27 protein-coding genes are annotated in these 26,090 nt (G+C 56.1%); 12 read left to right on the forward strand and 15 right to left on the reverse strand.

Features of this window, described 5'->3' with window-relative positions:
- Nucleotides 1-88 precede the first annotated feature (88 nt).
- Nucleotides 89-487 carry a VOC family protein gene (locus CLM71_RS09005; RefSeq protein ID WP_105230709.1) on the forward strand — a complete coding sequence of 133 codons (399 nt, stop codon included), beginning with the start codon at nucleotides 89-91 and terminating at the stop codon, nucleotides 485-487.
- 46 nt (nucleotides 488-533) lie between these two features.
- Here the strand turns inward: CLM71_RS09005 and CLM71_RS09010 are convergent, their stop codons facing one another.
- The 5 genes from CLM71_RS09010 to CLM71_RS09030 all read right to left on the reverse strand — a co-directional run bounded on the left by CLM71_RS09010 (nucleotide 534) and on the right by CLM71_RS09030 (nucleotide 6,649).
- Nucleotides 534-2,087, reverse strand: coding sequence for a peptide MFS transporter (locus CLM71_RS09010; RefSeq protein ID WP_105230710.1), 1,554 nt, complete (start codon nucleotides 2,085-2,087; stop codon nucleotides 534-536).
- Nucleotides 2,088-2,549: 462 nt separating this feature from the next.
- The gene (gene mdtG, locus CLM71_RS09015) at nucleotides 2,550-3,788 is read right to left on the reverse strand and encodes a multidrug efflux MFS transporter MdtG (protein ID WP_105230711.1); all 1,239 of its coding nucleotides are present in this window, start codon (nucleotides 3,786-3,788) and stop codon (nucleotides 2,550-2,552) included.
- A 190-nt stretch (nucleotides 3,789-3,978) separates the two neighbouring features.
- Nucleotides 3,979-4,263 (reverse strand): YciI family protein, encoded by a 285-nt coding sequence (locus CLM71_RS09020; protein ID WP_105230712.1) that lies wholly within the window; start codon nucleotides 4,261-4,263, stop codon nucleotides 3,979-3,981.
- 106 nt (nucleotides 4,264-4,369) lie between these two features.
- Nucleotides 4,370-5,290 (reverse strand): Kdo(2)-lipid IV(A) acyltransferase, encoded by a 921-nt coding sequence (locus tag CLM71_RS09025; protein WP_105230713.1) that lies wholly within the window; start codon nucleotides 5,288-5,290, stop codon nucleotides 4,370-4,372.
- Between the two features lie 261 nt (nucleotides 5,291-5,551).
- A complete protein-coding gene (locus CLM71_RS09030) occupies nucleotides 5,552-6,649 on the reverse strand; it encodes an NADH:flavin oxidoreductase/NADH oxidase (RefSeq protein ID WP_105230714.1) in 1,098 nt (365 codons plus the stop codon).
- A gap of 207 nt (nucleotides 6,650-6,856) precedes the next feature.
- On the opposite strand from CLM71_RS09030, the gene CLM71_RS09035 reads away from it, so the two are divergent.
- Nucleotides 6,857-7,912 carry a rhodanese-related sulfurtransferase gene (locus CLM71_RS09035; RefSeq protein WP_105230715.1) on the forward strand — a complete coding sequence of 352 codons (1,056 nt, stop codon included), beginning with the start codon at nucleotides 6,857-6,859 and terminating at the stop codon, nucleotides 7,910-7,912.
- Between the two features lie 56 nt (nucleotides 7,913-7,968).
- Here the strand turns inward: CLM71_RS09035 and CLM71_RS09040 are convergent, their stop codons facing one another.
- Both CLM71_RS09040 and CLM71_RS09045 read right to left on the reverse strand, forming a co-directional pair.
- Nucleotides 7,969-8,547 (reverse strand): YceI family protein, encoded by a 579-nt coding sequence (locus CLM71_RS09040; protein WP_105230716.1) that lies wholly within the window; start codon nucleotides 8,545-8,547, stop codon nucleotides 7,969-7,971.
- A gap of 24 nt (nucleotides 8,548-8,571) precedes the next feature.
- The gene (locus tag CLM71_RS09045) at nucleotides 8,572-9,126 is read right to left on the reverse strand and encodes a cytochrome b (RefSeq protein WP_105230717.1); all 555 of its coding nucleotides are present in this window, start codon (nucleotides 9,124-9,126) and stop codon (nucleotides 8,572-8,574) included.
- Between the two features lie 483 nt (nucleotides 9,127-9,609).
- Here CLM71_RS09045 and CLM71_RS09050 point away from each other — a divergent pair, with 483 nt between their 5' ends.
- Nucleotides 9,610-10,623, forward strand: coding sequence for an AI-2E family transporter (locus CLM71_RS09050; RefSeq protein ID WP_232251674.1), 1,014 nt, complete (start codon nucleotides 9,610-9,612; stop codon nucleotides 10,621-10,623).
- Between the two features lie 37 nt (nucleotides 10,624-10,660).
- On the opposite strand, the gene CLM71_RS09055 is transcribed toward CLM71_RS09050, so the two are convergent.
- The 6 genes from CLM71_RS09055 to pyrC all read right to left on the reverse strand — a co-directional run bounded on the left by CLM71_RS09055 (nucleotide 10,661) and on the right by pyrC (nucleotide 14,990).
- Nucleotides 10,661-11,281, reverse strand: a complete 621-nt coding sequence (locus CLM71_RS09055) for a LuxR C-terminal-related transcriptional regulator (protein WP_105230719.1) — start codon at nucleotides 11,279-11,281, stop codon at nucleotides 10,661-10,663.
- A gap of 190 nt (nucleotides 11,282-11,471) precedes the next feature.
- Entirely contained in the window at nucleotides 11,472-12,587 is a 1,116-nt protein-coding gene (gene solA, locus CLM71_RS09060) for an N-methyl-L-tryptophan oxidase (protein ID WP_105230720.1), read from the reverse strand.
- Between the two features lie 139 nt (nucleotides 12,588-12,726).
- A complete protein-coding gene (bssS, locus tag CLM71_RS09065) occupies nucleotides 12,727-12,981 on the reverse strand; it encodes a biofilm formation regulator BssS (protein WP_015671938.1) in 255 nt (84 codons plus the stop codon).
- Nucleotides 12,982-13,196: 215 nt separating this feature from the next.
- Nucleotides 13,197-13,475, reverse strand: coding sequence for a hypothetical protein (locus CLM71_RS09070; RefSeq protein ID WP_105230721.1), 279 nt, complete (start codon nucleotides 13,473-13,475; stop codon nucleotides 13,197-13,199).
- 149 nt (nucleotides 13,476-13,624) lie between these two features.
- On the reverse strand, nucleotides 13,625-13,864 hold the full coding sequence (gene dinI, locus CLM71_RS09075) for a DNA damage-inducible protein I (RefSeq protein WP_105230722.1): 240 nt from the start codon (nucleotides 13,862-13,864) through the stop codon (nucleotides 13,625-13,627).
- 76 nt (nucleotides 13,865-13,940) lie between these two features.
- On the reverse strand, nucleotides 13,941-14,990 hold the full coding sequence (pyrC, locus tag CLM71_RS09080; protein ID WP_105230723.1) for a dihydroorotase: 1,050 nt from the start codon (nucleotides 14,988-14,990) through the stop codon (nucleotides 13,941-13,943).
- Nucleotides 14,991-15,190: 200 nt separating this feature from the next.
- Here pyrC and CLM71_RS09085 point away from each other — a divergent pair, with 200 nt between their 5' ends.
- The gene (locus CLM71_RS09085; protein ID WP_105230724.1) at nucleotides 15,191-15,478 is read left to right on the forward strand and encodes a putative quinol monooxygenase; all 288 of its coding nucleotides are present in this window, start codon (nucleotides 15,191-15,193) and stop codon (nucleotides 15,476-15,478) included.
- 52 nt (nucleotides 15,479-15,530) lie between these two features.
- Here the strand turns inward: CLM71_RS09085 and rne are convergent, their stop codons facing one another.
- Nucleotides 15,531-18,875, reverse strand: coding sequence for a ribonuclease E (rne, locus tag CLM71_RS09090; protein WP_105230725.1), 3,345 nt, complete (start codon nucleotides 18,873-18,875; stop codon nucleotides 15,531-15,533).
- A gap of 665 nt (nucleotides 18,876-19,540) precedes the next feature.
- Here rne and rluC point away from each other — a divergent pair.
- Nucleotides 19,541-20,500, forward strand: a complete 960-nt coding sequence (gene rluC, locus CLM71_RS09100; RefSeq protein WP_105230727.1) for a 23S rRNA pseudouridine(955/2504/2580) synthase RluC — start codon at nucleotides 19,541-19,543, stop codon at nucleotides 20,498-20,500.
- A 3-nt stretch (nucleotides 20,501-20,503) separates the two neighbouring features.
- On the opposite strand, the gene CLM71_RS09105 is transcribed toward rluC, so the two are convergent.
- Nucleotides 20,504-21,085: a nucleoside triphosphate pyrophosphatase gene (locus CLM71_RS09105; protein ID WP_158684796.1), complete on the reverse strand. Its 582-nt coding sequence runs from the start codon at nucleotides 21,083-21,085 to the stop codon at nucleotides 20,504-20,506.
- A 142-nt stretch (nucleotides 21,086-21,227) separates the two neighbouring features.
- On the opposite strand from CLM71_RS09105, the gene yceD reads away from it, so the two are divergent.
- The 7 genes from yceD (at nucleotide 21,228) to acpP (ending at nucleotide 26,023) form a co-directional block, all read left to right on the forward strand.
- Nucleotides 21,228-21,749, forward strand: coding sequence for a 23S rRNA accumulation protein YceD (gene yceD / locus CLM71_RS09110; protein WP_105230728.1), 522 nt, complete (start codon nucleotides 21,228-21,230; stop codon nucleotides 21,747-21,749).
- A gap of 16 nt (nucleotides 21,750-21,765) precedes the next feature.
- Complete coding sequence (rpmF, locus tag CLM71_RS09115) at nucleotides 21,766-21,933, forward strand: 50S ribosomal protein L32 (protein ID WP_015671947.1); 168 nt, start codon at nucleotides 21,766-21,768, stop codon at nucleotides 21,931-21,933.
- A gap of 12 nt (nucleotides 21,934-21,945) precedes the next feature.
- Nucleotides 21,946-22,980: a phosphate acyltransferase PlsX gene (gene plsX, locus CLM71_RS09120; RefSeq protein ID WP_105230729.1), complete on the forward strand. Its 1,035-nt coding sequence runs from the start codon at nucleotides 21,946-21,948 to the stop codon at nucleotides 22,978-22,980.
- Nucleotides 22,981-22,986: 6 nt separating this feature from the next.
- A complete protein-coding gene (locus CLM71_RS09125) occupies nucleotides 22,987-23,940 on the forward strand; it encodes a beta-ketoacyl-ACP synthase III (RefSeq protein ID WP_105230730.1) in 954 nt (317 codons plus the stop codon).
- A gap of 16 nt (nucleotides 23,941-23,956) precedes the next feature.
- Nucleotides 23,957-24,886 carry an ACP S-malonyltransferase gene (gene fabD / locus CLM71_RS09130; protein ID WP_105230731.1) on the forward strand — a complete coding sequence of 310 codons (930 nt, stop codon included), beginning with the start codon at nucleotides 23,957-23,959 and terminating at the stop codon, nucleotides 24,884-24,886.
- An 11-nt stretch (nucleotides 24,887-24,897) separates the two neighbouring features.
- Nucleotides 24,898-25,632, forward strand: a complete 735-nt coding sequence (gene fabG, locus CLM71_RS09135) for a 3-oxoacyl-ACP reductase FabG (protein WP_105230732.1) — start codon at nucleotides 24,898-24,900, stop codon at nucleotides 25,630-25,632.
- A 154-nt stretch (nucleotides 25,633-25,786) separates the two neighbouring features.
- Complete coding sequence (gene acpP / locus CLM71_RS09140) at nucleotides 25,787-26,023, forward strand: acyl carrier protein (RefSeq protein ID WP_015671952.1); 237 nt, start codon at nucleotides 25,787-25,789, stop codon at nucleotides 26,021-26,023.
- Nucleotides 26,024-26,090: the final 67 nt, after the last annotated feature.

The following is a 26,090-nucleotide window of genomic DNA, read 5'->3' on the forward strand; positions in this document are numbered from 1 at the left end:
CATAGTAGTCTGGCGACAATAATCACTCACTTGCGGTTTTTTGTTAATACCATCAGGCCGGTGACGGAGTATTTACTGAGGAGAAACCATGCTGCCTAAAAATACCGTTCTGCGTATAGCACGGCCCACCGATCGGCTGCAGCCTATTGCGGCCATGTATTGCGATGGCCTGGGATTTAGCCGGTTAGGGGAGTTTTACGATCATCAGGGTTTTGACGGTGTGATGCTGGGGCATCCGCACCATGCCTATCACCTCGAGTTTACCCATCATCGCGGGGAATCGGCGGGGCATGCGCCAAGCAAGGACAATTTATTGGTGTTCTACCTGCCAGATGCCTCCGAATGGCAGGCGCAGTGCCGGCAAATGCTGGCGGCGGGCTTTAACCGGGTTAGCGCCTATAACCCGTACTGGGATATTAACGGTCAGACTTTCGCCGATCTGGATGGTTATCGTGTCGTACTGCAACGGCAGACGTGGCAGGCATAAAAAAGCCGGCGCGTAATGCGCCGGCCGGTGCGAAAACTCAGAGCGATCAGACGCTGGTGGCCGGTTGCTGCTCGCTGCTGGTTTTGGTATTGGCCAGCATGCGGCGAATCGGCACAATCAGCAGAGTCAGCACGGCGGCGCAAATCAGCAGCGCGATGGAACAGCGGGCAAACAGCTCCGGCAGTGAGTCCAGCTGGTCCGCTTTCACATGGCCGCCGATCAGGCCGGCCGCCAGGTTGCCGAGCGCGCTGGCGCAGAACCACAGGCCCATCATCTGCCCGCGCATTCTCTCCGGCGCCAGCAGCGTCATGGTCGCCAGCCCGATAGGGCTCAGGCACAGTTCTCCCAGCGTCAGCATCAGAATACTGCCCACCAGCCACATAGGAGATACGCCGGCGCCGTCGTTGCTCAGAACGTGCTGGGCGGCCATCATCATCAGCCCGAAACCGGCGGCGGCGAACAGAATGCCAATCACAAATTTCGTGATGCTGCTCAGTTGGACTTGCTTACGCGCCAGCGCCGGCCATAGCCAGCTGAATACCGGCGCCAGCAGGATAATAAACAGCGCATTGATGGACTGGAACCAGACCGCCGGGATTTCGAAATCACCGATCATGCGGTTGGTGTAGTCATTGGCGAACAGGTTGAACGAGGTCGGCTTCTGCTCAAAGGCGGACCAGAAGAAGGCGGCCGAAACCAGCAGGATAAAGCACACCAACAGGCGGGCGCGTTCTTTGCGGTTCAAACCGGCGAAGGCAAACAGGTAAATAAAATAGAGCGTCACAGAAGCGGCGATGACGTAAACCAGCATGCTGGCGACGGCCACCGGGTTAATCACGATCGTGCCGTTGGCGACCAGCATGGTCAGCGCCACGATAACCAGCGCGATGGCTCCCAGCCAGGTGCCCACGCCGTTTTTCTTCACGACAGGACTGTTCCAGGTAGAATCCAGCCCCACTTCTTTGTCGTAGCGTTTCATTGCCGGCACGGCGAAGATGCGGAAAATCACCAGCGCCACCAGCATACCGATACCGCCGATGCCAAAGCCCCAGTGCCAGCCGTGCGATTTGATCAGCCAGCCGGAAATCAGCGGCGCGATAAATGAGCCCATATTGATGCCCATATAAAACAGCGAGAACCCTCCGTCGCGGCGGGCGTCGCCTTTCTTATATAGCGTACCGACCATCACCGAGATACAGGTTTTGAACAGCCCGGAGCCCAGCACGATCAGCATCAGGCCGATAAAGAACAGCGGGTTGCCCATAATAGCGGACAGGGCTATCGACAGGTGGCCGAGAGCGATCAGAATCGAACCGTACCAGACGGCTTTGCGCTGCCCCAGCCAGTGATCGGCCAGCCAGCCGCCGGGCAGTGCGGCCAGGTACATACTACCAGCGAAGATACCGACGATAGCCGACGCGTTTTCGCGCGCCAGTCCCATTCCGCCTTCATAAACCGTGGCGGCCATAAACAGAATCAGCAGCGGGCGAATGCCGTAAAACGAAAAGCGTTCCCACATTTCGGTGAAGAACAGTGAACCGAGCGGGTATGGATGGCCGAAAAAGGTCCGGCTTTCTTGTTGGTTGCTAGAGGATTGCATAACGTATTCCCAATAAAGTCTGCCGATTGCACCGGCTTATAGTGTGGTATGTATATGTTGTTAAGCGTGATAATTCCGCAAAAGCGGGTTACCGGACAAAACCGCGGCCGCAACGCCCGTATGCCGTGGAAAGCGTCGCGACCCTTTCTTCACTTAGCAGAGTGCAGGCACTCTGCGTGATATTATTCAGCCATTTGATAATCGACTGTTGGTTTTGTCTAGTACCTGTATCCCATTTATTAGATGAAAAGTCGACAAACATCTACTTTTTTAGTTTTTATGTTGGCAAAGCGGTAAATGTGATTGACAGGGCGTTTATTGAGCAGTTTTTTTAATTGTTTTTATAAACAATTGGATAGGTGGTTTCTTTATCGCGACTGGCGATCAGCGGCGACGAAACGCCATGAATAATGAAAGTGCTGAAAATGGCCGCTAATGATAAAAAATAGTGCGGGCTGCGGATTATGGTTCTTCTTGCAGCTGTTTTTCCTGCGGGCGTTTGGGACGACGCTGCAGACAGCGCCACGAATAGAGCGCGTTGAACATCACCACCAGCGCCGTCACGCCGAATACCGCCCGAAAACCGTAGCTGGCGGAAACCGCCGCGCCGAGCAGCGGGCCGGTGACGTTGCCGACGTCACGGAAGGATTGGTTATAGCTGAAGATGCGCCCGGCCACCTGATTGCTGCTGTTGTAGATTAATAGCGTCTGAACCGCAGGCAGCAGGGCGCCGTCGGCGGCACCCAGCAGGAAACGCAGCACCGCCAGCTGCCATGGCGTCTGCACAAAAGCCATAGGGATCAGCAGCAATACGGAGAACAGCAGCATACAGACGAGAATACGTTCCGGCCCGATGCGATCGCCCAGCCTCCCCAGACGCGGTGCGCTGATTAACGCGGCAACGCCGGGCACGGAGGCGATCAGCCCGCTGACGAACGCCAGGTTATGGATATCGCCGGCCAAATCGCGCACGTACAGCGTCAGGATCGGTGCAATAGAGCCGGTGGCGATCTGAATAATCATGGTGGTCACGAACAGCGCCAAAATCAATCTGGGGTTTTTCAGCGAGGCAAACACCTGACGGGCGTGCAGCATATCTTTCCGTTGTACCGGGGTGAACTGTTCCCTGACGAAAAACAGCGTCAGCATAAAGCAGATAAACAGGACGGCGGCGGTGATATAGAACACCGGGCGCAGGCCGTACTGGTCGGCTAACAGGCCGCCGATCAACGGACCGATCAATGCACCGCTGACGCCGCCGGTTGAGAGGGTGCCCAGCGCCCAGCCGCTGCGGTTGCGCGGCACCTGGGTGGCGATCAGCGCGTTGGCATTGGGAATAAAGCCGCCGAGCAGGCCGAGCACCGCGCGCAGCGCCAGAAACTGCCAGATGTTTTGCGCCATACCCATCAGCGCCATCACGATGGCCATGCCCAGCGCGGAGCGCAGCAACATCAGTTTGCGCCCACGCCGGTCGGCCAGTCCGCCCCAGAAAGGCGAGGCGACGGCGGAAAACAGGAAGGTAATGCTGAACACCAGCCCGGACCACAGGTTCAGCGCCTCATGCCCGGAGACGCCAAGCAATTCGACGTAGAGTGGTAAAAAGGGCATGACCAGGCTGAAGGCGGCGCCGGTAAGAAAGCAGCCGAGCCAGGCGACGAAGAGGTTGCGTTTCCAGTTAATAGGTTCTGATACCGGAGCCATGGGTTACCGTAACAGCAGAAGAAGAGGCAGGCGATGGCGCTGCGGCCAAGGCAAAAAAGTTAGCCTGCTCAGTATGCGCCTTCGATGCGCGGACTTCAAATGTGTTCGGGACGGAGAGACGGAAAAATAAAATAAAGTTTCAAAAATAAAACAGGGTGCGATCCCGCGCTGAGCGGCGCGGGAGGGAGAATTACAGGTTGAGCAGGTTGCTGAAATCTTCGCCGGCGGCGGTTACCGCCAGTTCGGTCACCTCGTAGTTCGCCACCGCGGTAAACGGATCCTGCGCCAGAATGGCGTCCAGCTGTGAACGTGCCATCTGTTTGGCGAGGATTACGCCGCCGTTGCGCGGGTTTTTACGCCCGGCGGCAATAAAATCACCTTGGGCGAAATATTTTTTCAACCAGGCGATATGCCCTTCAAGATGGCTGTCGACTTCTTCAATCGGGCGATGGTAGGTCAGACTGACAATATACATGATGCGCTCCACGGTTAGCGTAGGTTCGAAACCTTTACCTTCACACTGTTTCGCCCGCGGCTCAAGCCATCAGGCATAAAAAAACCCGCCGTCAGGCGGGTCATGTTTAATACAGCGAGGGTTCACCTTCCGGGCGGGTTTTAAAACGGCGGTGCAGCCACATATATTGGTCCGGCGCCAGCAGAATGCCGTGTTCCACCACCTGGTTCATCCGGGTGGCGGCGCTCAGTTCGCTGTCCAGTGGGAAATCTTCCACCGCTGGCTGAATCAGTAACTCATAACCCTGGCCATCCGGCAGACGACGTGGAGCGAAGGGGATAATCGCCGGTTTGCCCATCCGCGCCAGCATATAGCTGCCGGTGGTGGTGGCGGCGTTGTCTACGGCAAACAGCGGAGCGAAGACGCTGCTGCGCGGGCCGTAGTCGTGGTCCGGCGCATACCAGATGATATCGCCCTGTTTGAGCGCGCGGATCATGCCTTTAATATCTTTGCGGTCCAGCATCGATTTGTTGGAGCGCATCCGTCCCCAGGTTTGCAGCCAGTCCAACAACTTATTGTCATGCGGGCGATAAACGCCGATGCCGGGGTTATAGATACCGAAAATACGGGCGCCCAATTCCAGCGTTAAAAAATGCAGGCCGATCAGCAAAACGCCCTGTTGGTTGTCGCGTGCCTGCTGGATATGTTCCAGCCCTTCAGGGCGGCACCAGCGTTTGATGCGCCAGTCCGGCCAGAACCAGGCCATGCCGGTTTCAAACAGGCCCATGCCGACCGACTCAAAATTCTTCACTACCAGCGCATCACGCTCCGCCTGCGGCATATCCGGGAAACACAGCGTCAGATTCCGTTGCGCGATGACCACGCGGCGCTTCAGAAAACGCATGGAGAAACGGCCCAGCGAGGTGCCGAGGCGGTAGATGACGGGATAAGGCAGCAGTACCAGCAGGTATAACAGGCCAATGCCAAACCAGGTTAGCCAATAACGCGGATGCAGCAGGGAACGATTAAACGAAGGAAGTTGTGTCATGTATTCTCAGCTTTTTGGTAATTATTGGTGTCATAACAGCGAATTAGCATGGTCCGTTGCCCGAATGGACTCTGTGCACGCGTATCATTTTCTGCCGGTAATGGCAGTTATTGTGGCATTTTCTGGCGTGACAGGAAAATCCTGAATTAGGTTATGGTGCGCTCTGTGGCGTATTTTCCCGCGTTTGGCGATAGCGGAGGGGGGAGAATTCGGCCATTAGCCTGACTAACGGCCGAATGATGTTGCCTCAGGGGAGCGCGCTTAGCCGTTGCTGAACAGCCCTTTCAGCACGTGAGGCTCTGAACGCCAGTACTGCGGCGGCGCGCTGGCTTTTGCACCCAGCTTGGCCGCAGCGTGCCACGGCCAGCGCGGGTTGTACAGAATGCCGCGCGCCAGCGCCACCATATCGGCCTGGCCGGTGGCGACGATCGCCTCGGCCTGCTCCGGTTCGGTGATTAAACCAACGGCGATGGTCGGCAGGCCACCCTCGCGCTTGATGGTCTCGGCGAAGGGCACCTGATAATTCGGGCCGACGGGAATTTGCTGCTGCGGTGACAGGCCGCCGCTGGAGACGTGAATATAGTCGCAGCCCAGCTCTTTCAGCGCCTTGGTCAGCGCTACCGACTGTTGCTCATCCCAGCCGTCCTGTACCCAGTCACTGGCGGAGATGCGTACGCCGACGGCTTTGTGCGCCGGGAATACCGCACGTACCTCGCTAAAAATCTCCAGCAGCAGCCGCATACGGTTGGGCAGTGAGCCGCCATACTGGTCATCGCGCTGGTTGGCCAGCGGCGACAGGAACTGATGCAGCAGATAACCGTGGGCGCCATGCAGCTCAATCAGCTCAAAGCCCAGGCGATCGGCGCGTTTGGCCGCGTCGACGAACTGTTGCTTCAACTGGGCGATTTGCGACAGGCTCATCGCCTCCGGTGCTTCGTCGTCGGGATGGAACGGCGTTGCGGAGGGCGCGATAGTTTGCCAGCCGCCGTTTGCCTGGCCTATCTGGCCACCGCCTTCCCAGGGCACTGCGGTGGATGCTTTACGTCCGGCGTGGCCTAACTGAATGCCCAGCGGCATAGTGGCGTGCTGTTTGACCGCATTGACGACCTCGGCCAATGCCTGTTCAGTGGCGTCGTCCCACAACCCCAGGTCCTGCGGCGAAATGCGCCCTTCCGGCGATACCGCCGTTGCTTCGACAATCAGCAGGCCGGCGCCGGACATGGCCAGGCTGCCGAGGTGCATGGTATGCCACGGCGTCGCGGCGCCCTGTTCGGCAGAATACTGGCACATCGGCGCGATAATGATGCGGTTCGGCAGGCTGAGTTTCCCAAGGGAAATCGGTTTGAATAACTGGCTCATTGATATCCTCTTTTCAGGTCGCATTGAATAGCGTGCTCACACTATCCACATGTGGATTTGTGAACTGCATCAAGTTTAGCAGCCGCAAAGATGGCCGGGCAGTTCATGATGTGCTGCCGGATATTTTCAGGTATGATGTGCGCCGCGCGCGGCCCCGGAAGGGGGGCGCGGCAATAACTCACCTCAGAAAGAACAGGAACGTACACCATGCCAGTGTTACATAACCGAATCTCCAATGAGGAACTGAAGGCGCGCATGCTGGCTGAAACCGAGCCGCGCACCACGGTTTCTTTTTATAAGTATTTTACCATCGATGATCCCAAAGCCTTTCGCGACAGCCTGTACATTCAGTTTGAAAAACTGAAGGTGTTTGGCCGCATTTATGTGGCGAAAGAGGGCATCAACGCACAGATCAGCGTGCCGCAGAATAATTTTGAGGCGTTTAAAACGGCGCTGTTTGCTGCACATCCGGCGCTGGATCAGGTGCGTTTGAACATCGCGCTGGAAGATGACGGTAAATCCTTCTGGGTACTGCGCCTTAAAGTGCGTGAGCGCATTGTTGCCGACGGTATCGACGACGGCAGCTTCGATCCCTCTAACGTGGGTGAGTACCTGAAGGCCGATCAGGTCAATGCGATGATTGACGATCCGAATACGCTGTTTGTCGATATGCGCAACCACTATGAGTACGAAGTGGGGCATTTTGAAAATGCTATCGAAGTGCCTTCCGACACCTTCCGCGATCAGCTGCCGATGGCGGTGGAAATGCTGCAGGAGCAGAAAGACAAAAATATTGTCATGTACTGCACCGGCGGCATCCGCTGTGAAAAAGCCAGCGCCTATATGCTGCATAAAGGCTTTAAAAATATTTATCACGTGGAAGGCGGCATCATTGAGTACACCCGTCGTGCAAAAGAGCAGGGGTTACCGCTGAAGTTTATCGGCAAGAACTTCGTGTTCGACGAGCGTATGGGTGAGCGAATTTCGGATGATGTTATCGCTCACTGCCATCAGTGCGGCGCGCCGTGCGACAGCCACACCAACTGTAAAAATGACGGCTGCCATCTGCTGTTTATCCAGTGCCCGAGCTGTGCCGCCAAGTTTGAGGGCTGTTGCAGCGAGATCTGTCGTGAAGAGTTGAAACTGCCCCGCGAAGAGCAGCGCGCGCGCCGCGCCGGGCGGGAGAACGGCGTGAAGATCTTCAACAAATCGAAAGGGCTGTTGCAGACCACCATGCATATTCCGGCGCCGGAAGACGAATAATCCTGGCCGGATGGGGATAACAGAAGGGCGCGGTTATACCGCGCCCTTGTTTTTTATTACTTTTCGCGAACGCCTTCGACGGAGATGATCAGTTCAACCTCTTGTGAGGCCGGGCCGAGATCGGTGGTAATGCCGAAGTCTTTCAGCTTGATTTTACCGTTGGCTTCAAAGCCGGCGCGGTAGCCGCCCCATGGGTCGTTGCCCTGGCCAATCAGCTTGGCGTCCAGCGTAACCGGCTTGGTGACGCCGTTAAGGGTCAGATTGCCGACTACGGCGTAGCCTTCGCCGTCTTTTTTCACTTCGGTGGATTCAAACTTCGCCTGCTTGTTTTTTTCCACGTTGAGGAATTCGGCGCTGCGCAGGTGCTTATCACGTTCCGCATGGTTGGTGTCTACGCTGGCGGTGTTGATGGTGACGCTGACTTTATCCTTGGAAGGGTCTTTCTCATCGAAAGTGAAGGCGCCGTCAAAATCTTTGAAGGTGCCGTACAGCCAGCTGTAGCCGAGATGCTGGATGCGGAATTGAACGAAGGCGTGCTGCCCCTGCTTGTCGATTTTGTAGTCGGCGGCCAGCGCGGAACCGGCGCTCAGTAACAGTGCGCCTGCGGTCAGGCCTAATACGGTCTTTTTCAACATGGTTATCTCCATTATTCCAAGAGGTTAATCGGCGCTGCGACCCAGCATCCGTTTCAAAGTGACATCACGATCCACAAAGTGATGCTTAAGCGCGGCCAGAGCGTGCAGTACCGACAGTACGACAACGGTCCAGGCCAGATAAAGGTGAATCGTACCGGCGGTATCGGCCTGTGCACCCATGCCGCTGATACTGGCGGGAACATCGAACCAGCCGAACACGCTGATCGCCTGGCCGTCGGCGGTGGATATCAGATAGCCGCTGATAAGAATAGCGAACAGAATGACGTACAGCGCCAGATGCGCCAGTACGGCACCGACGCGGGTAATGCGGGAATAGCTGGCCAGCGGTTTTGGCGGTGGAGAAATCAGACGCCAGACAACGCGCACCACCATCACGATAAACAGCAATACGCCGATACTTTTATGGATCTCCGGCGCCTGGTGATACCACACGTCGTAATAGCCCAGCGTGACCATCCATAAGCCAAGCGCAAACATGCCGTACACCACAAGAGCAACCAACCAGTGGATCAAAATAAACAGATGACCGAAACGGTCGGGGGTATTTTTCCAAAGCATCGGACTTCCTTAATTCCTTATTGCCGGCTGCAATATTTAACATGAAAAAACATAAAATCAATAATAAATTTAACTATGTTACGACTTAATAATATTAGTCAGTGGATTTGCACAAGATCGGATAAATTAATCAAAGGAATCGTTGAACCGGTAAGGAAAAAGAGACGGTTAATTCTCGTTTGTGAATTGAAATAAAAAGATTTTCTATTTTATTGTCAGTTTTTGTCATGTTGCGTAAATTCTGCAGGGGCATTCGGCAACGCGCTTTTTCGGCCGGAGATACGTTGCCACCGCTGTCCTGCGCCCGCTGATTTTCTGTGCGGATGATATTATAAATACTGATGATTACCCCGCCGCCTGATGCAGAGTTTGTTAAAATCAATCCTTCAATGGCTTGCGCCGTGTCTGCGCATTATCGGGAAAAGAAAGGATGTTATCTTGAGCCGGAATTTATTCATCGATCGCCCGTTACGTCTGGCGATTATGCTGGCGATGATCGTGGTGATCCTTGCCGGGATTAAAACCTCTTCGGAAATTGTGGTGCCGTTTTTGCTGGCGATCTTTTTAACCATCGTGCTAAACCCGCTGGTTACCCGCATGGAGCGATGGCGGGTGCCGCGTATTTTGGGCGTGATGCTGTTGGTGACGCTGGTGGTGATAGTCCTGGTGATGTTCATCGGCATGATGGGGGCGTCGCTGAATGAGTTTGCCCGTTCGCTGCCGCAGTATCGTGGCATGATGGCGGAGAAAATGCATGAATTGCAGCGCTATGCGGACCGTTTCAACATCGTGATTTCGGCGGAGGCGATCGTGCATTATATCGATCCCAGCGCCACGATGAATCTGGTGACGCGCATGCTGAGTCACCTTTCCGGCGCCATGACCAACATTTTCCTGCTGCTGATGACGGTGGTATTTATGCTGTTTGAAGTGCAGCTGCTGCCGGCGAAGCTGCGGCAGGTATTGAGCAGGCCCACTCAGGGCATCGCCAACCTGCAGCGGGCGGTGCAGGGGGTGACGCACTATCTGGTGATTAAAACGGCGATTAGCCTGGCGACCGGTATTATTGTCTGGGTCTTTTTGGCGATTATCGGGGTGCGCTTTGCGTTTATCTGGGGGTTGCTGGCCTTCCTGCTCAACTTTATTCCCAATATCGGCTCGGTGATCGCCGCCGTGCCTCCGTTGATTACCGCGCTGTTATTTAACGGTTTTGGCGATGCATTGGTGGTGGCCGGCGGTTTTGTGCTGATCAACCTGGTGATTGGCAACATCCTCGAGCCGCGGGTGATGGGGCGCGGTCTTGGTCTGTCGACGCTGGTGGTCTTTCTCTCTCTGATTTTTTGGGGATGGCTACTGGGACCGGTGGGGATGCTGCTGTCGGTGCCGCTCACCATCATTGCGCGCATTGCACTGGAAGCCAGTGAAAACGGCCGGAAAATAGCGGTAATCCTGGGCGATGGCCGGGATGAGCACGCTCCGGATCGCCAGGCAGAATAAGTGCGGTGTTAGCGCCTTTGGCGCGGCTGGGAGCTTCTCAGCCCGCCATCCGCACCATGGTGCGCAGGCCGGCCGCATCAGGGGGATAAAAAAAACGCAGTATGTTGTACAGCGAATAAAACTCAAGCCGGTTACGGGCGTTAATCTTCTCTGTGATATGGCGTTTATGCACATAAACGGTATGTGCGCTGATCTGCAGTTTACGGGCGATCCGATAGTTTGGTACCTCGGCCATCCAGTACTTCATTACCGTCAACTCCTGCGGACTGAACAGCGAGTGCAGACTGCTTTCCATTAACGCATTCGGCGTATCGCGCAGGATGCGCAGTGCTTTGGGCAGTGCCCCCTTATTGAACAGAAACGCATTATCGGCAATGCGCATCGGCCGATCGCTGTAAGGATAGGGAGTGTCGAGGTAAATAAACAGCACGGCCCCGGCACTGCCGTCGATTAATGTTTGTAACCATGGGTCGTCTTGATTTGGCCGGCAGTAGTTGGTCAGATTCAGCAGAATATGCGTAGGGTTACAGCTGGGGAGGCATTGTACCGCAGCGCTGAGCGTAGCACAGCAGGTAACGGTATTGGCGGCATTGTCGGCCAGATAGCTGGCAATACCGAGACGGGTATAACCGCATTCGTCCACGACGAGTAGTTTCATGCTGACATCCTTGTGATCGGGCAAATAATACCGGGTACTACAAGGTTAAAATAGGGGGGACGTCAGCGGCAATCAATTCGGAAATCCGGATTGTTGCGTGAGCTTTTTCCGTGGATAGATTTAAAGGGGCGAGGATGAGAGGGAAAGGCCGCAGCCGATGCGGACAAAGGCTGCGACTGTGTTGGCGTCTTTAGTTAAAACGCTGCAGCGAGAACGGTGCCAGATCGAATGGGATGGTTTTATCCTGCGCAAACAGCGCGGCGATTTCACCCAGCGCGCTGGCGAATTTAAAGCCGTGGCCGCTGAGCCCGGTGATTACCATCATATTTTTACTGCCGGGCACGGTATCGATAATAAAGTCTTCATCCGGGCTCATGTCATAGGTACAGACTTTGCCGTGCAGACACACGCCGACGCCGGGCAGATGCTGGCGCAGGAAATTAAACACTTCGCTGCCGTCGCTGGCGATGCTGCCGAATGCCTTGCGCTGTTGCGGTGTCTCAATCGGCTGGCCGCCATTGTGCTTGCCGACCTTCAGACCGTCGTTATCAGCGGGGAAACCGTAATAGTGGCAACCGTCCTGTGCTTCAACGGTAAAGGCCGGGAACCGGTTGGGTTCGCTGTAGCGTCCGTCGGCCTGATGCCAGGAAAATACTTTACGCAGCGGCGTGATAGGCAGCTGCGGCAACAGCGCTTTGACCCAGGTACCGGCGGCGATCAGAACCTTTTTCGCCTGATAGCTACCTTCTGCCGTAGTGACTTCAACGCCGCCGTCAATGGTGTTAACCGCCGTTACCGGGCAGTTAAACAGCTGGCTGCAACCGGCCTCTTTCGCCAGGCGAATATATTGTCTGATGGCCTGCTCGGAGCGCAGAAAGCCGGCATCCGGTTCGAAGACGCCGACATAGTGCGCCGGTGCGCTGAACTCCGGCCAGCGCTGTTGTACCTCATCGGCGCTCAGCAACTGAGTATTCAGGCGGAAAGTACGTGCGCTTTGTCGGGCGTTGGCGATAAATTCGGCGTCTTTGGGCCCCAGGTTAAGGACGCCGCAGGCGTGAAACAGCTGCTCGCCGCTGTCCCGCGTCAGACCATTCCACAGCGCCTGTGCGCGCAGCAATAACGGGACATATTTTTCACCTTCGCCGTAGGCATGGCGAATAATACGCGTATTGCCGTGGTGGCTGCCGTTGCTGTGCGGGGGGATTTCGCTGTCGACCATCAGCACTTTCAATCCTGCCTGCGTGGCGTAGTAGCCGGCGGCGGCACCAACGGAACCGCTGCCGACGACGATTAAATCATATTCCACGTAACCTATCCTCACTGTTGCGCTTTGCTGAACCCAGCATGATAAAAGGTTGGGCGCGCCAATGCACCCGTTGTCGGCGGCAGATAAAGAAAAAGCGCCGGGAATGAGCACCGGCGCTTAGGACGTTTGGCTTAATGAATCAGTGTTTCTTACGGTCAAGATCCTGGTATTCCGTTGATTCAATTTTTGCGATGCCCGCCTCTAGGATATTTATCAATTGTCGGGCGACATCTGTGGTTAACCAAAGCGTTCTGTCTACTTGGGCTTCCTCGGGCGTTTGGTCTAGCGAAGACAGGTAATGAAGGCGTATCATCATGGCGTCGTAAACGTCAACGGTGCTGATATCCCATCCAACAAGCGGGTGTGTCTGAATAACTTCATCATTTCTGTCCATAAAGACCCCTTATTGAGTAGTAACTAACGCGAGTGACTAACGAGGATCGATGCGGCTCATCTTCATGAGGAGCTTTTACAGTATACGCTTGGTGGCTGACTGCCGCGGGCTTTTCCTGCGAAAATTTGTCAAATAATCGCTTATTTGCGCAATAATTCAGCAAAAAAGAGGGGCGGCTTGCCGTTTTATGGAACGACAAGCCGTAGAACGGCAGTTTATTCTGCTGCAGGAGAAACGGCGGGAGGCTGAAGATGTTTTTCCAGTTCGGCTGCCAGCTGGGCGAAGTGCTGTTGCGTTTCGGCATCGCGATTTTGGTTTTGCGCTTCCAGCTTCAGGCTATGGATCAGCAATTGGTTAGCTTTGTCATCCAGCCCGAAGGCCAGATAGGAGAAGGCGACTTCCAGCACGCTAAGGCGCCGTTTTTGATCGGCAATAACCGTCAGCAGTTCGCCGAAGGTCATTGCTTCTTCTGATTTTTCTTTGTCCAGGGCCATGGAAAGAGACCTCCTGTAGTAATAGCGCCCGCACTCACCCTTATTACAGATCAGATGGCATTTTTATGCCAGCACATTTCAACTCGCTTTGCCGATTGCAGGCATAAAAAAGCCGGAGAGCGACCTCCGGCAAAAACAGCATTGCAGTATTATTCGGCACTGAACCAATCGTCGGCGCTTTCCCAGGTTTCCTGGAGGATCTCGGCGATCAGATCTTTATCTGTTTTGACGCCGCCGAGTACGGATAGCCCGTTGGCGCCGGAATACCTGACCTGAACCACCGTATCTGGGAACTGACGGTTAATCCGTTTGCTCAATTCGCCGTTCAGGGCTTCAATTGCCCCCGGCGGCAGCGGCCTGGTCTTATCTATGGTTACTTCAACACGCATAATTGCCCCCGAAGTTATCTACTGTTTATTTATACAGTTAATGAGGTTCGGGAGCAAGAGGGTAAATTAAAAAAGATTAGCTGGCGGTCACCGTCCAGTTAACGCTTTCACCGGCCAGGAATGGCACGATGGATTCATTACCCAGAGCAATCTCTTCAGGCTGAACGGAAGGGATTCGTTGCAGCTCGATAAAGTCTTCGTTGACCGGCAAGCCGTAGAAACGCGGCCCGTTGAGTGAGCAGAAAGCTTCCAGGTGCTCCAGCGCGCCTAACTGCTCAAACACCGTGGCATAGGCCGGCATGGCGCTTGGCGCATTGAACACGCCGGCGCAGCCGCAGCTGGATTCTTTGCGGTGCTTGGCGTGCGGTGCGGAATCGGTGCCGAGGAAGAAACGGTCGGAGCCGCTGGCTACCGCCTTGCGCAGCGCTTCCTGATGGATATTGCGCTTGAGGATTGGCAGGCAGAACAGGTGCGGACGGATGCCGCCAACCAGCATATGGTTACGGTTAAACATCAGGTGCTGTGGCGTGATGGTGGCGCCCAGGAAACGATCGCCGGCCTGTACATATTCGGCTGCATCTTTGGTGGTGATATGTTCGAAAACGATTTTCAGCTCCGGGAAGCTGCGGCGAATCGGCTCCATTACCTGGGCGATAAAGCGGGCTTCGCGGTCGAAGATATCTACGTCGGCATCGGTAACTTCACCGTGGATTAACAGCGGCATACCGATTTTCTGCATTTGTTCAAACAGCGGATAGATGCCTGTTACATCGCTGACGCCGTGGTTAGAGTTGGTGGTGGCGTTAGCAGGATAGAGTTTGGCGGCGGTGAAAATACCTTGCTTAAACCCTTCTGTCAGCACGTCGGCCGACAGGGTGTCGGTCAGGTAGCAGGTCATCAGCGGGGTAAAATTGTGTTCCGCAGGCACCGCCGCCAGAATGCGGTCGCGATAACGCTGTGCGGCGTCAAGGGTGGTGATCGGCGGAGCCAGATTCGGCATTACAATCGCGCGGCCGAATACCTGGCTGGTATAGGGCAGGACCGTTTTCAACATCTCATCATCACGCAGATGGATGTGCCAGTCGTCAGGGCGGCGAATTTTCATGGCTTGAGGTTGTGCTGTCATGGTGCAAGGCTCCGGCGGTCAGAAATACGTCTAAGTAAAAGCGAATAATGGGGGTTATTCACGCCGGGGTATAAGCATAAGCGGAAAGCGTTTCTGATGCATCTGTTTGTTAACCAAAGTTGAAAACAATAGGGAAACGGGCGCATAGTAATCGTGTTGACGATGATTTTTGCTACTTTTTATTCCTACAGGAGGATGAAATGGAAATTCGCGTGGTTGCCACTTTGCAGGCTAAAGCGGAGTTTATTGATGACGTTAATGAAGCGGTGCATCAGATTATCGATGCCAGCCGCCAGGAACTGGGAAATCTGCAGTACGATCTGCACCGCGAGCTGGATAAACCCGGCACCTTTGTATTCTTTGAGCGCTGGGCCAGCGCGGAGGCACTGAACAAACATAATGCCACCGAACACTTCCAGCATTTTGTCCGTCAGATTGACGGCAAGCTGGATTTGCTGGATATCAAGCAGCTGAAAAAAATAGCCTGAATATCGTGCAATAAAAAACCCGCCAATCGGCGGGTTTTTTTCACGGTTTAACTTAATCGTTAACCGGCTGTGGCTTGGTGGCCGGGGCGGTGGCCTGGTTTACCGCCGAGTGGCCACCGGCGCTGCCTTTGCCTTCAAAATCAAAGGCCGGACGCTGCCAGTCACTGTGCTTCGGCGCTTCCGGCTGATAAGCCGGGGCAGGCGCTTTGGTCATCGGTGCGCTGGCGATGTGCTTGTAACGCGTCTCTGCCGGCTGAGCCGCGATGACTGGCGCAGGGGCTGCCGCTGCCTCATCGCTTGCCGTCTGCGGAGCTGGTTCGCTGACGACCGCTTCGGCTGGCGCCGCAATGGTCGGTTCCTCAACGGCCTTCTCTGCAGCTACCGCTTTTTCTTCAGCTTCTTCAACGGCAGTTTCGTCGGCTGCCGGTTCAGCGGCGGCAGGCACAGGCTGCTCTTCAGGCTGAGCCGGGGCCGGTGTGGCCTCAGCCGCAGGCTGAACATCGCTGGCGACGTCGGCCGGTGCCTCAACGGCTGCCGGCTGCGGCGCTTTGGCCTCTTCCTGCAGTGGCGCGGCAACTGGCGCACTTTCAGCCGATTCGACGTTAGCGGCGGCGACTGGAGCCTGAACCTCTTCCTGGGCGGCGACGATTGCCGGCGCAGCAACGCTGGCGGCAACTTCCGCTACCGGCTGCTGTTCAGCTGTGACGCTAGGCTGGCGCTTAACCTCAGTCTCTTCAACCGCTTGCGCAGCTGTTGTGACAGGGTAACCGATCCAGACCTTGCCAGACGCCATTTCCGGAGAGGCAAACGCAGCCGTCAGCGGCATCGGCGACTGGGTCGGATAACGCTCGTCGCGGTAACGACGACGACGCTGGCCGCTCACGCGCAGATGACGCGGTGAACGACGTGAGCGGCGCGGCATGCCGTTTTCACCGTTACGGTTTTCCTGCGTGTCTTCTTCGCCGGTGGTGGCTACGGTTTCCGGCAGCAGTTTAACGCTGTCGTCTGCCGCAGGCGCTTTGGCTTCCTCAGCGGTTTCCGCCGGTGCTTTTGGCGCCAGCAGCTCTTCCGCAGCGCGCTGCAGTTCTTCTTCTGCTGACAGGATACGCACCTTCTGCGACAGCTGGCGGCGTTGACGACGCTGAGCCGGTTGCTGATGGCGCTCTTCCTTATCTTCTTCAGCGGCAGCTACCGGTGCGACGGTGGCCTTCTCCTGCTGCTTCGCTTCTTGCTGTGCCTGGCGCTTCTCTTCCTGACGACGACGCTGACGCTCGGCGCGCTGCTCGCGGCGCTGCTGCTGTTGCTCTTCGCGCTGCGCTTTTGCGGCTTCATCAACTGGCGCATCGCTGGCTACCGGCGCGTTATTCGCGGCGTTACGGCGATTGCGGCGCTGCTCGTCACGAGATTCGCGGTTATCGCGTTCGCGTCCTTCACGGTTGTCGCGTTCACGGCCTTCACCGCGCTCCTTACGCTCACCACGCTCATTGCGATCGCTACGTTCACCACGCTCGCCACGTTCACCGCGCTCGCTACGTTCACCGCGCTCTTTACGGCCAGAGCCCTGACGACGCTGATTACGACGATCCTGACGACGGTTCTCGCCGCCGCTGCTTTTCGCGGTTTCAACCGGTTTCTCTTCCGCAACGGGCTGCGGCTCTTCACCGGCGAACAGCGATTTCAGACCGCTGAAGAAGCGGCTGAGCAGGCCTGGCGCTGCGGCTGGCGCAGCCGGCTGGCTGGCGGTCGGTTTCTTCGCCGTGGCGGGTTCAGCCGCCGGCGGCGGCGCATCGGCGGCCAGAGAGAAGGAAGCCAGCGCCGGTTGTTCCGGACGCTTACGTTCCATCGGGATCTCTTCCGGCGGCTGCGCCATCTCTTCTTCATGCAGCTTCGGCAGCAGATAGCTCAGGGTTGGCGTTTCTTCGCCTTTACGCACGCGCAGTACTGAGTAATGCGGGGTTTGCATCTGATCGTTCGGCACGATGACGGCTTTCACGCCGGCCTGACGTTTTTCGATGGCGCTGACGGATTCACGTTTTTCGTTCAGCAGGTAAGAAGCAACCTGAACCGGCACGATGGCGTGCACCTCTTTGGTGTTTTCCTTCAGCGCTTCTTCTTCAATCAGACGCAGGATGGACAGCGCCAGCGATTCGTTGTCACGCACGGTGCCGGTGCCGTTACAGCGCGGGCAGACGTGGTGGCTGGACTCGCCCAGCGACGGGCTGAGGCGCTGACGGGACATCTCCAGCAGGCCGAAGCGGGAAATACGGCCGATCTGAATGCGTGCGCGATCCTGACGCACCGCATCACGCAGGCGGTTCTCTACTTCGCGCTGGTGGCGTACCGGCGTCATGTCGATAAAGTCGATGACGATCAGGCCGCCAAGGTCGCGCAGGCGCAGCTGACGGGCAATCTCATCCGCTGCTTCCAGGTTGGTGTTGAATGCGGTTTCTTCGATATCGCCGCCGCGGGTGGCGCGTGCGGAGTTGATGTCGATCGCGGTCAGCGCTTCGGTGGTGTCGATAACGATGGAACCGCCGGAAGGCAGGCGCACTTCACGCTGGAAAGCGGATTCGATCTGCGACTCAATCTGGTAGTGGCTGAACAACGGGATTTCACCGCTGTACATTTTAATTTTGCTGCTGAAGTCCGGGCGTCCCAGCGCGGCAATGTGTTCTTTCGCCAGATCGAGAATTTTCGGGTTATCGATCAGGATTTCACCGATGTCAGGACGCAGGTAATCGCGGAAGGCACGGACGATAACGTTGCTTTCCTGGTGAATCAGGAACGGTGCAGGGCGGCCTTCGGCGGCTTTCTTGATGGCTTCCCAGTGCTTGAGACGGAACGACAGGTCCCACTGCAGCGCTTCGGCGGATTTGCCGACGCCGGCGGTGCGGACGATCAGGCCCATGCCGTCGGGCAGTTGCAGTGAAGAGAGCGCTTCTTTCAGTTCGGTGCGGTCGTCGCCCTCGATGCGGCGGGAAATACCGCCGGCGCGCGGGTTGTTCGGCATCAACACCAGATAGCTGCCGGCCAGGCTGATAAAGGTGGTCAGAGCGGCGCCTTTGTTGCCGCGTTCTTCTTTATCAACCTGTACGATCACTTCCTGGCCTTCGCGCAGCACATCTTTGATGTTGGGGCGGCCATGGGAGGAATAGCTGTTAGGGAAGTATTCGCGGGCGATTTCTTTAAGAGGAAGGAAACCATGTCGTTCTGCGCCGTAGTCAACAAACGCTGCTTCAAGACTTGGTTCGATACGGGTGATTTTGCCTTTGTAAATGTTCGCTTTTTTCTGCTCATGACCCGGGCTTTCGATATCCAAATCGTACAGCCGCTGTCCATCTACAAGGGCAACACGCAACTCTTCCTGTTGAGTTGCGTTAATCAACATTCTTTTCATCTTAACTTACTCGTTATTTTTTACATTATCGACAGAGCTGCGGGCAATATATCCGTCATCGTTCAGGTTGCCTTGCGTCGCGGCCTTCTCTCGCATCCGCCCATGTTGCCGGACGTGTGCGCGGTCGCCGCTTTAGCGCCACCTGAATTATTTGGGCATAACCTCTATGGCCGGGTTAAAACCGAAAACCCCGTGTCTTCTCGCAAAGTCGTCAACCTCCCGGTTGTCGCCTGCATAGGGGCGCATTATCTCGGTAAGCCTGTTTTTCTTTGTGAAAAACAGCACTTTTACTCGGGGAATAGCCTCTGATTTACGTCGACAGATCACATTCCATTTGCCGGCCAAGCTGCAACCCGCAGCCCGCTAATTGTTTGATATCGCATTACGTCTTACGCCATTGCTGCGTTTTTGCGTTATCAGACAAACCTTGGTAATTCCGCATTTTACTCTGCTTTAACGAGAATCAACGCGGAAAGCGAACTCATTATTCCACTGCTGATACCGTTATAGCAAGGTGACTTTGCCTTAACTGCGGAAGAAATCGCAAACGATCAAACCGGCTTGCTGCCTTATTGTTCACTGCGGCGACTTCCGCACTCAGACTGACAGTTAAGCATATAAAAAGAGGTGGCGCTATTTACCTGCTGTATTTAGAATCCCGCCCCATGAAAACGAACAATCCTGCAGTACAATTCATCACGGTTTCTGACGACGAAGCGGGTCAGAGAATCGACAATTTTCTGCTTGCCCGCCTGAAAGGCGTGCCGAAGAGCATGATTTACCGCATCGTGCGCAAGGGCGAGGTGCGGGTCAACAAAGGGCGCATCAAGGCGGAATATAAATTGGCGGCCGGCGACGTGGTGCGCGTACCGCCGGTGCGCGTGGCCGAGCGCGAAGAGGCGCCGGTGTCCGCCAAACTGGATAAAGTGGCGGCGCTGGCCGACTGCATCCTGTATGAAGACGACCATGTGCTGTTGCTGAACAAACCGTCCGGCACGGCGGTGCACGGCGGCAGCGGCCTGAGCTTCGGCGTGATCGAAGGGCTGCGCGCGCTGCGTCCGGAAGCACGCTTCCTGGAGTTGGTGCATCGGCTGGACCGCGATACCTCCGGCGTGCTGCTGGTGGCGAAAAAACGCTCGGCGCTGCGTGCGCTGCATGAGCAGCTGCGGCTGAAAACCATGCAGAAGGATTACCTGGCGCTGGTGCGCGGCCAGTGGCAGTCCCACTGCAAAGCGGTGCAGGCGCCGCTGCTGAAGAATATTCTGCAAAGCGGCGAGCGGGTGGTGCGGGTCAGCAGTGAAGGCAAACCGTCCGAAACCCGCTTTAAGGTGGAGGAGCGCTTCGCGTTCGCCACGCTGGTCAAGGCCAGCCCGATCACCGGACGCACCCACCAGATCCGCGTTCATACGCTGCACGCCGGCCACCCGATCGCCTGTGACGATCGCTACGGCGACCGGGAGTTTGACCGCCAGCTGGCGCCGACCGGCCTGAAACGGCTGTTCCTGCATGCGGCGGCGCTGCGCTTCGAACATCCGGCCAGCGGCGAAACGCTGCGTATTGAAGCGCCGATGGATGACCAACTGCGCCACTGCCTGAAGCAGCTGCGCAAACAGGCGCAGCAGTAAGCATTATGCCAGCGGGCTGACCCCTTCGGCCCGCAACATCTCCAACAGGGTAATCAGCGGCAGCCCGACCAGCGCGTTGGGATCGCGGCCCGTCAGTTTGTCGAATAGGGCAATGCCCAGCCCCTCACTTTTGAAACTGCCCGCGCAGTTCAGCGGCTGTTCGATACGCACATAGTTGGCGATCTCCTCCGCGCCGAGAGGGCGGAAATGCACCTGATACGGCTCGCAGACCGCCTGAAGATGCTGCGTGCGGCTGTTGTACAGCGCCAGGCCGGTATAGAAGGTGACGATATTGCCGCTGGCCTGGCGCAGCTGTTCACAGGCCTGCTGCTCGCTGTGCGGCTTGCCCGTAATCTGTCCGTTCAGCACGCACACCTGATCGGAACCGATGATCAGGCGATCGGGGTAGGCGTCCGCCAACGCCTGTGCCTTGGCGGCGGCCAGCCGCAGCACCAGCGCTTCGGCGCTTTCGCCCGGCAGGGGGGCTTCATCCACCTGCGGCGCGGCGGTGATAAAGGGCAAATGCAGTTTTTCCAGCAGCATTTTGCGGTAAGGGGAGGTGGAGGCCAGAAGAAGTTGTTGCATAATTTTTTTCGTAAACCGTAGCGTAAATGGTGGCAGCATTTTAAACTGTCGGCCGCTGCGGAAGCGAATATTGGTGAAAGGTGCCGTTTTCACGGCCTTTTTCTTTGACTCTATGTCGTTACAAAGTTAATATGCGCGCCCTATGCAAAAGGTAAAATTACCCTTGACCATTGATGCGGTACGTACCGCTCAGAAACGCCTGGACTATGTTGGTGTCTATGCGCCTGAGCAGGTTACCCGTGTTGCCGAGTCCGTGGTCAGTGTGGACAGCGATGTTGTCGCTGAATTGTCGTTTGATATCGACAACCAGCGTTTGGCGGTTATCACCGGTCAGGCAGATGTCACGGTCACGTTATCGTGTCAGCGCTGCGGCGAGCCGTTCCAGCATCATGTACACACAACATATTGTTTTAGCCCGGTCGTCAATGATGAGCAGGCTGAGGCATTACCGGAAGCGTACGAACCGATCGAAGTTGACGAGTTTGGCGAAGTCGATCTGTTGGCAATGATTGAAGACGAAATTATTCTTTCACTGCCTGTCGTTCCGGTACATGAATCTGAACACTGTGAAGTGTCCGAAGCGGACATGGTATTTGGCAAACTGCCTGCAGAGGCGGAGAAACCGAATCCGTTTGCCGTATTAGCCAGTTTAAAGCGTAAGTAATCGAGGAGTAAGGTCCATGGCCGTACAACAGAACAAACCAACCCGTTCCAAGCGTGGCATGCGTCGTTCACACGATGCGCTGACTACGACTACCCTGTCTGTAGACAAAGCATCTGGTGAAACCCACCGTCGTCACCACATCACTGCCGACGGTTTCTACCGCGGTCGCAAGGTTATCGGCTAAGTTAGCGATACCTTGACTCGTCTAACCCTGGCGTTAGATGCTATGGGCGGGGACTTCGGTCCCTGCGTCACAGTGCCTGCTTCATTGCAGGCACTGGCCTCTAATTTACAACTCCATCTTCTGCTAGTCGGCGATCCCGACGCAATCTCTCCCTTACTCGCCAAAGCCGATCCGCATTTGCTGGAGCGTCTGCACGTCGTGCCCGCTACATCGGTAATCGCCGGCGACGCCAAGCTTTCTCAGGCGATCCGCGCCAGCCGCGGCACGTCTATGCGCGTGGCGCTGGAGCTGATAAAAAACGGTGAAGCGCAGGCGTGCGTCAGCGCCGGCAATACCGGCGTGTTGATGGGGCTGGCCAAACTGTTGCTCAAGCCGCTGGACGGCATTGAGCGTCCGGCGTTGATGACGGTGCTTCCGCATCAGCAACATGGTAAAACAGTGGTGCTCGATCTGGGCGCGAATGTGGAATGCGACAGCACGATGCTGGTGCAGTTTGCCGTGATGGGCGCCGTGATGGCGGAAGAGGTGGTCGGTATCTCACAGCCGCGCGTGGCGCTGCTGAATATCGGCGAAGAAGAGAGCAAAGGTTTAGATAATATTCGCGAAGCCGCCGCTGTATTAAGAAAAACTCCGACAATCAACTATATTGGTTATCTGGAAGGCAATGATCTGCTCACAGGTAAAACCGATGTTATGGTCTGCGACGGCTTTGTCGGCAATGTTACGCTGAAGACAATGGAAGGCGTAATAAGGCTATTTTTATCGCTGCTGAAATCGTCAGGCGACGGTGGCAGGCAGGCGTGGTGGTTAAAATTGTTGGGCCGTTGGTTACAAAAACGGGTGGCGAAACGCTTCGGCCACCTGAACCCCGACCAGTATAATGGTGCATGTCTGTTAGGATTGCGGGGCACCGTAATCAAGAGCCACGGCGCTGCGAACCAAAAGGCGTTTGCGGTAGCTATTGAACAGGCTGTGCAGGCGGTGCAGCGGCAAATCCCCAACCGGATTGCGGCGCGCCTTGAGGCTGTATTACCCAAGAGTGACTGATCGTACATGTATACAAAGATTCTCGGTACGGGGAGTTATTTACCCGTACAAGTGCGCACCAATGCTGATTTAGAAAAAATGGTGGATACCTCGGACGAGTGGATTGTAACGCGTACCGGTATCCGTGAGCGTCGTATCGCCGCCGCTGATGAAAGCGTGGCGACCATGGGCTTCGAGGCGGCGTCCAATGCGCTGGCGATGGCCGGCGTGGCCAAGGAAGATGTCGGTCTGATTATTGTGGCGACCACCACATCCAGCCACGCCTTCCCGAGCTCTGCCTGCCAGATTCAGAATATGCTGGGCATTAAAGACTGCGCGGCGTTCGATCTTGCGGCGGCCTGCGCCGGGTTTACCTATGCGCTGAGCGTGGCCGATCAATACATCAAAAACGGTGCGGTGAAGCATGCGTTGGTGATTGGCGCTGACGTGCTGTCGCGTACGCTGGATCCTGAAGACCGCGGCACCATCATCCTGTTCGGCGATGGCGCGGGCGCGGTGCTGCTGGGGGCTTCCGAGCAGCCGGGCATCCTGTCCACCCATCTGCATGCGGACGGCCATTATGGCGATCTGTTGACGCTGGCGTACAAAGACCGTCAGGATAAAGACAAGCCGGCGTATGTCACCATGGCGGGCAATGAAGTCTTCAAAGTGGCGGTCACCGAACTGGCGCATATCGTCGATGAAACGCTGAACGCCAACAACCTGGACCGCAGCGAGCTGGACTGGCTGGTGCCGCATCAGGCCAATCTGCGCATCATCAGCGCGACGGCGAAAAAACTGGGTATGGGGATGGACAAAGTGGTGGTGACGCTCGACAGACACGGCAACACCTCCGCCGCCTCGGTACCTGCGGCGCTGGACGAAGCCGTGCGCGATGGACGTATTCAGCGCGGCCAGCTGGTGCTGCTTGAAGCTTTCGGCGGCGGCTTTACCTGGGGTTCGGCGCTGGTTCGTTTCTGATTGACAGGAAATAAAAATGACGCAATTTGCTTTTGTTTTTCCGGGCCAGGGGTCGCAGACCGTTGGCATGCTGGCCGAACTGGCCGCTGAATTTCCCGTTGTTGAGCAGACGTTCAGCGAGGCATCTGCTGCGCTGGGCTACGATCTGTGGCAACTGGTGCAGCAGGGCCCGGCTGAAGAGCTGAATAAAACCTGGCAGACGCAGCCTGCGCTGCTGGCCGCCTCGGTGGCGATTTTCCGCGTATGGCAGCAGCAGGGCGGTAAAGCGCCGGTGCTGATGGCGGGCCACAGCCTGGGCGAATATTCTGCGCTGGTGTGCGCCGGCGTTCTGGATTTCCAGGAGGCGGTGCGTCTGGTCGAGCTGCGCGGCAAACTGATGCAGGAAGCGGTGCCGGCAGGCACCGGCGCCATGTACGCAATTATCGGCCTGGACAATGACGCCATCGCCAAAGCCTGCGCCGATGCGGCCGAAGGGCAGGTGGTGTCTCCGGTTAACTTCAACTCGCCGGGTCAGGTGGTGATTGCCGGTAATAAAGAAGCGGTCGAACGCGCAGGTGCGGCCTGTAAAGCGGCCGGCGCCAAGCGCGCGCTGCCGCTGCCGGTCAGCGTGCCTTCCCACTGTGCGCTGATGAAGCCGGCGGCCGACAAACTGGCCGTAGCGCTGGAGGCGGTGACCTTCAATACGCCGCAGATCCCGGTGGTGAACAACGTCGACGTGAAGATCGAAAACGATCCGCAGGCGATCCGCAGCGCGCTGGTGCGTCAGCTGTACAGCCCGGTGCGTTGGACGGAAAGCGTAGAATTTATCTCAGCGCAGGGCGTGAGCTCTCTGCTGGAAGTCGGCCCGGGCAAGGTGCTCACCGGCCTGACCAAGCGCATCGTTGACACGATGACGGCGGCGGCGATCAACGATCCCGCCACTCTGTCGGCGGCGCTTGCACAATAAAGAGGAAAACAATGAGCTTCGAAGGAAAAGTTGTTCTGGTCACCGGCGCCAGCCGCGGTATTGGCCGTGCTGTTGCGGAATCGTTTGTTGCGCGCGGCGCCAAGGTGATCGGCACGGCGACCAGTGACAAAGGCGCTGAAGCCATCAGCGACTATCTGGGCGCGAGCGGTAAAGGGTTCAAATTGAACGTGGTTGATGCGCAATCTATCGACAGCGTTTTAGAATCTATTCGCGCAGAATTTGGCGAAATCGACATTTTAGTGAATAATGCCGGTATTACGCGTGATAATCTGCTGATGCGTATGAAGGACGATGAGTGGCAGGATATCCTGGACACCAATCTGACTTCCGTATTCCGTCTGTCAAAAGCGGTAATGCGAGCTATGATGAAAAAGCGTTTTGGCCGTATCATCACCATCGGTTCCGTGGTTGGCACCATGGGGAACGCAGGGCAGGCAAACTATGCGGCGGCTAAAGCCGGCCTGATCGGCTTTAGCAAGTCCTTGGCACGTGAAGTTGCTTCTCGTGGCATTACGGTCAACGTCGTGGCGCCCGGTTTTATTGAAACGGACATGACACGGGCGTTGACAGAAGAACAGCGTGCAGGCATTTTGGCATCTGTACCGGCTAATCGTCTGGGGGATGCTAAAGAAATCGCCAGCGCTGTTGCATTTTTAGCCTCTGATGAGGCTGGCTATATCACCGGTGAGACCTTACATGTCAATGGCGGCATGTACATGGTCTAAAAAATGCGAAAACCATTTGCGTTATTTGAGGTAAAAACCGCAAAATAGCGTAAAATCGTGGTTTGACCAGCCGGGATTTAGTTGCATCTTTTTCAACATTTTATACACTACGAAAACCATCGCGAAAGCGAGTTTTGATAGGAAATTTAAGAGTATGAGCACTATCGAAGAACGCGTTAAGAAAATCATTGTTGAGCAACTGGGTGTTAAAGAGGACGAAGTGGTAAATAGCGCTTCTTTCGTTGAAGACCTGGGCGCCGATTCTCTTGACACCGTTGAACTGGTAATGGCACTGGAAGAAGAATTCGACACCGAGATTCCAGACGAAGAAGCTGAGAAAATCACTACTGTTCAGGCAGCTATTGATTTCATCAACGCTAGCCAGCAGTAAGCGAACATATCTAGGCGGTCACTCGACCGCCTAAGTTTTTCTATCCTAGTGTCATATTATCCCTCCT

Origin of the sequence: Serratia sp. MYb239, from assembly GCF_002966855.1 — a bacterium.
GTDB classification, from domain to species: Bacteria; Pseudomonadota; Gammaproteobacteria; order Enterobacterales; family Enterobacteriaceae; genus Serratia_B; species Serratia_B rhizosphaerae.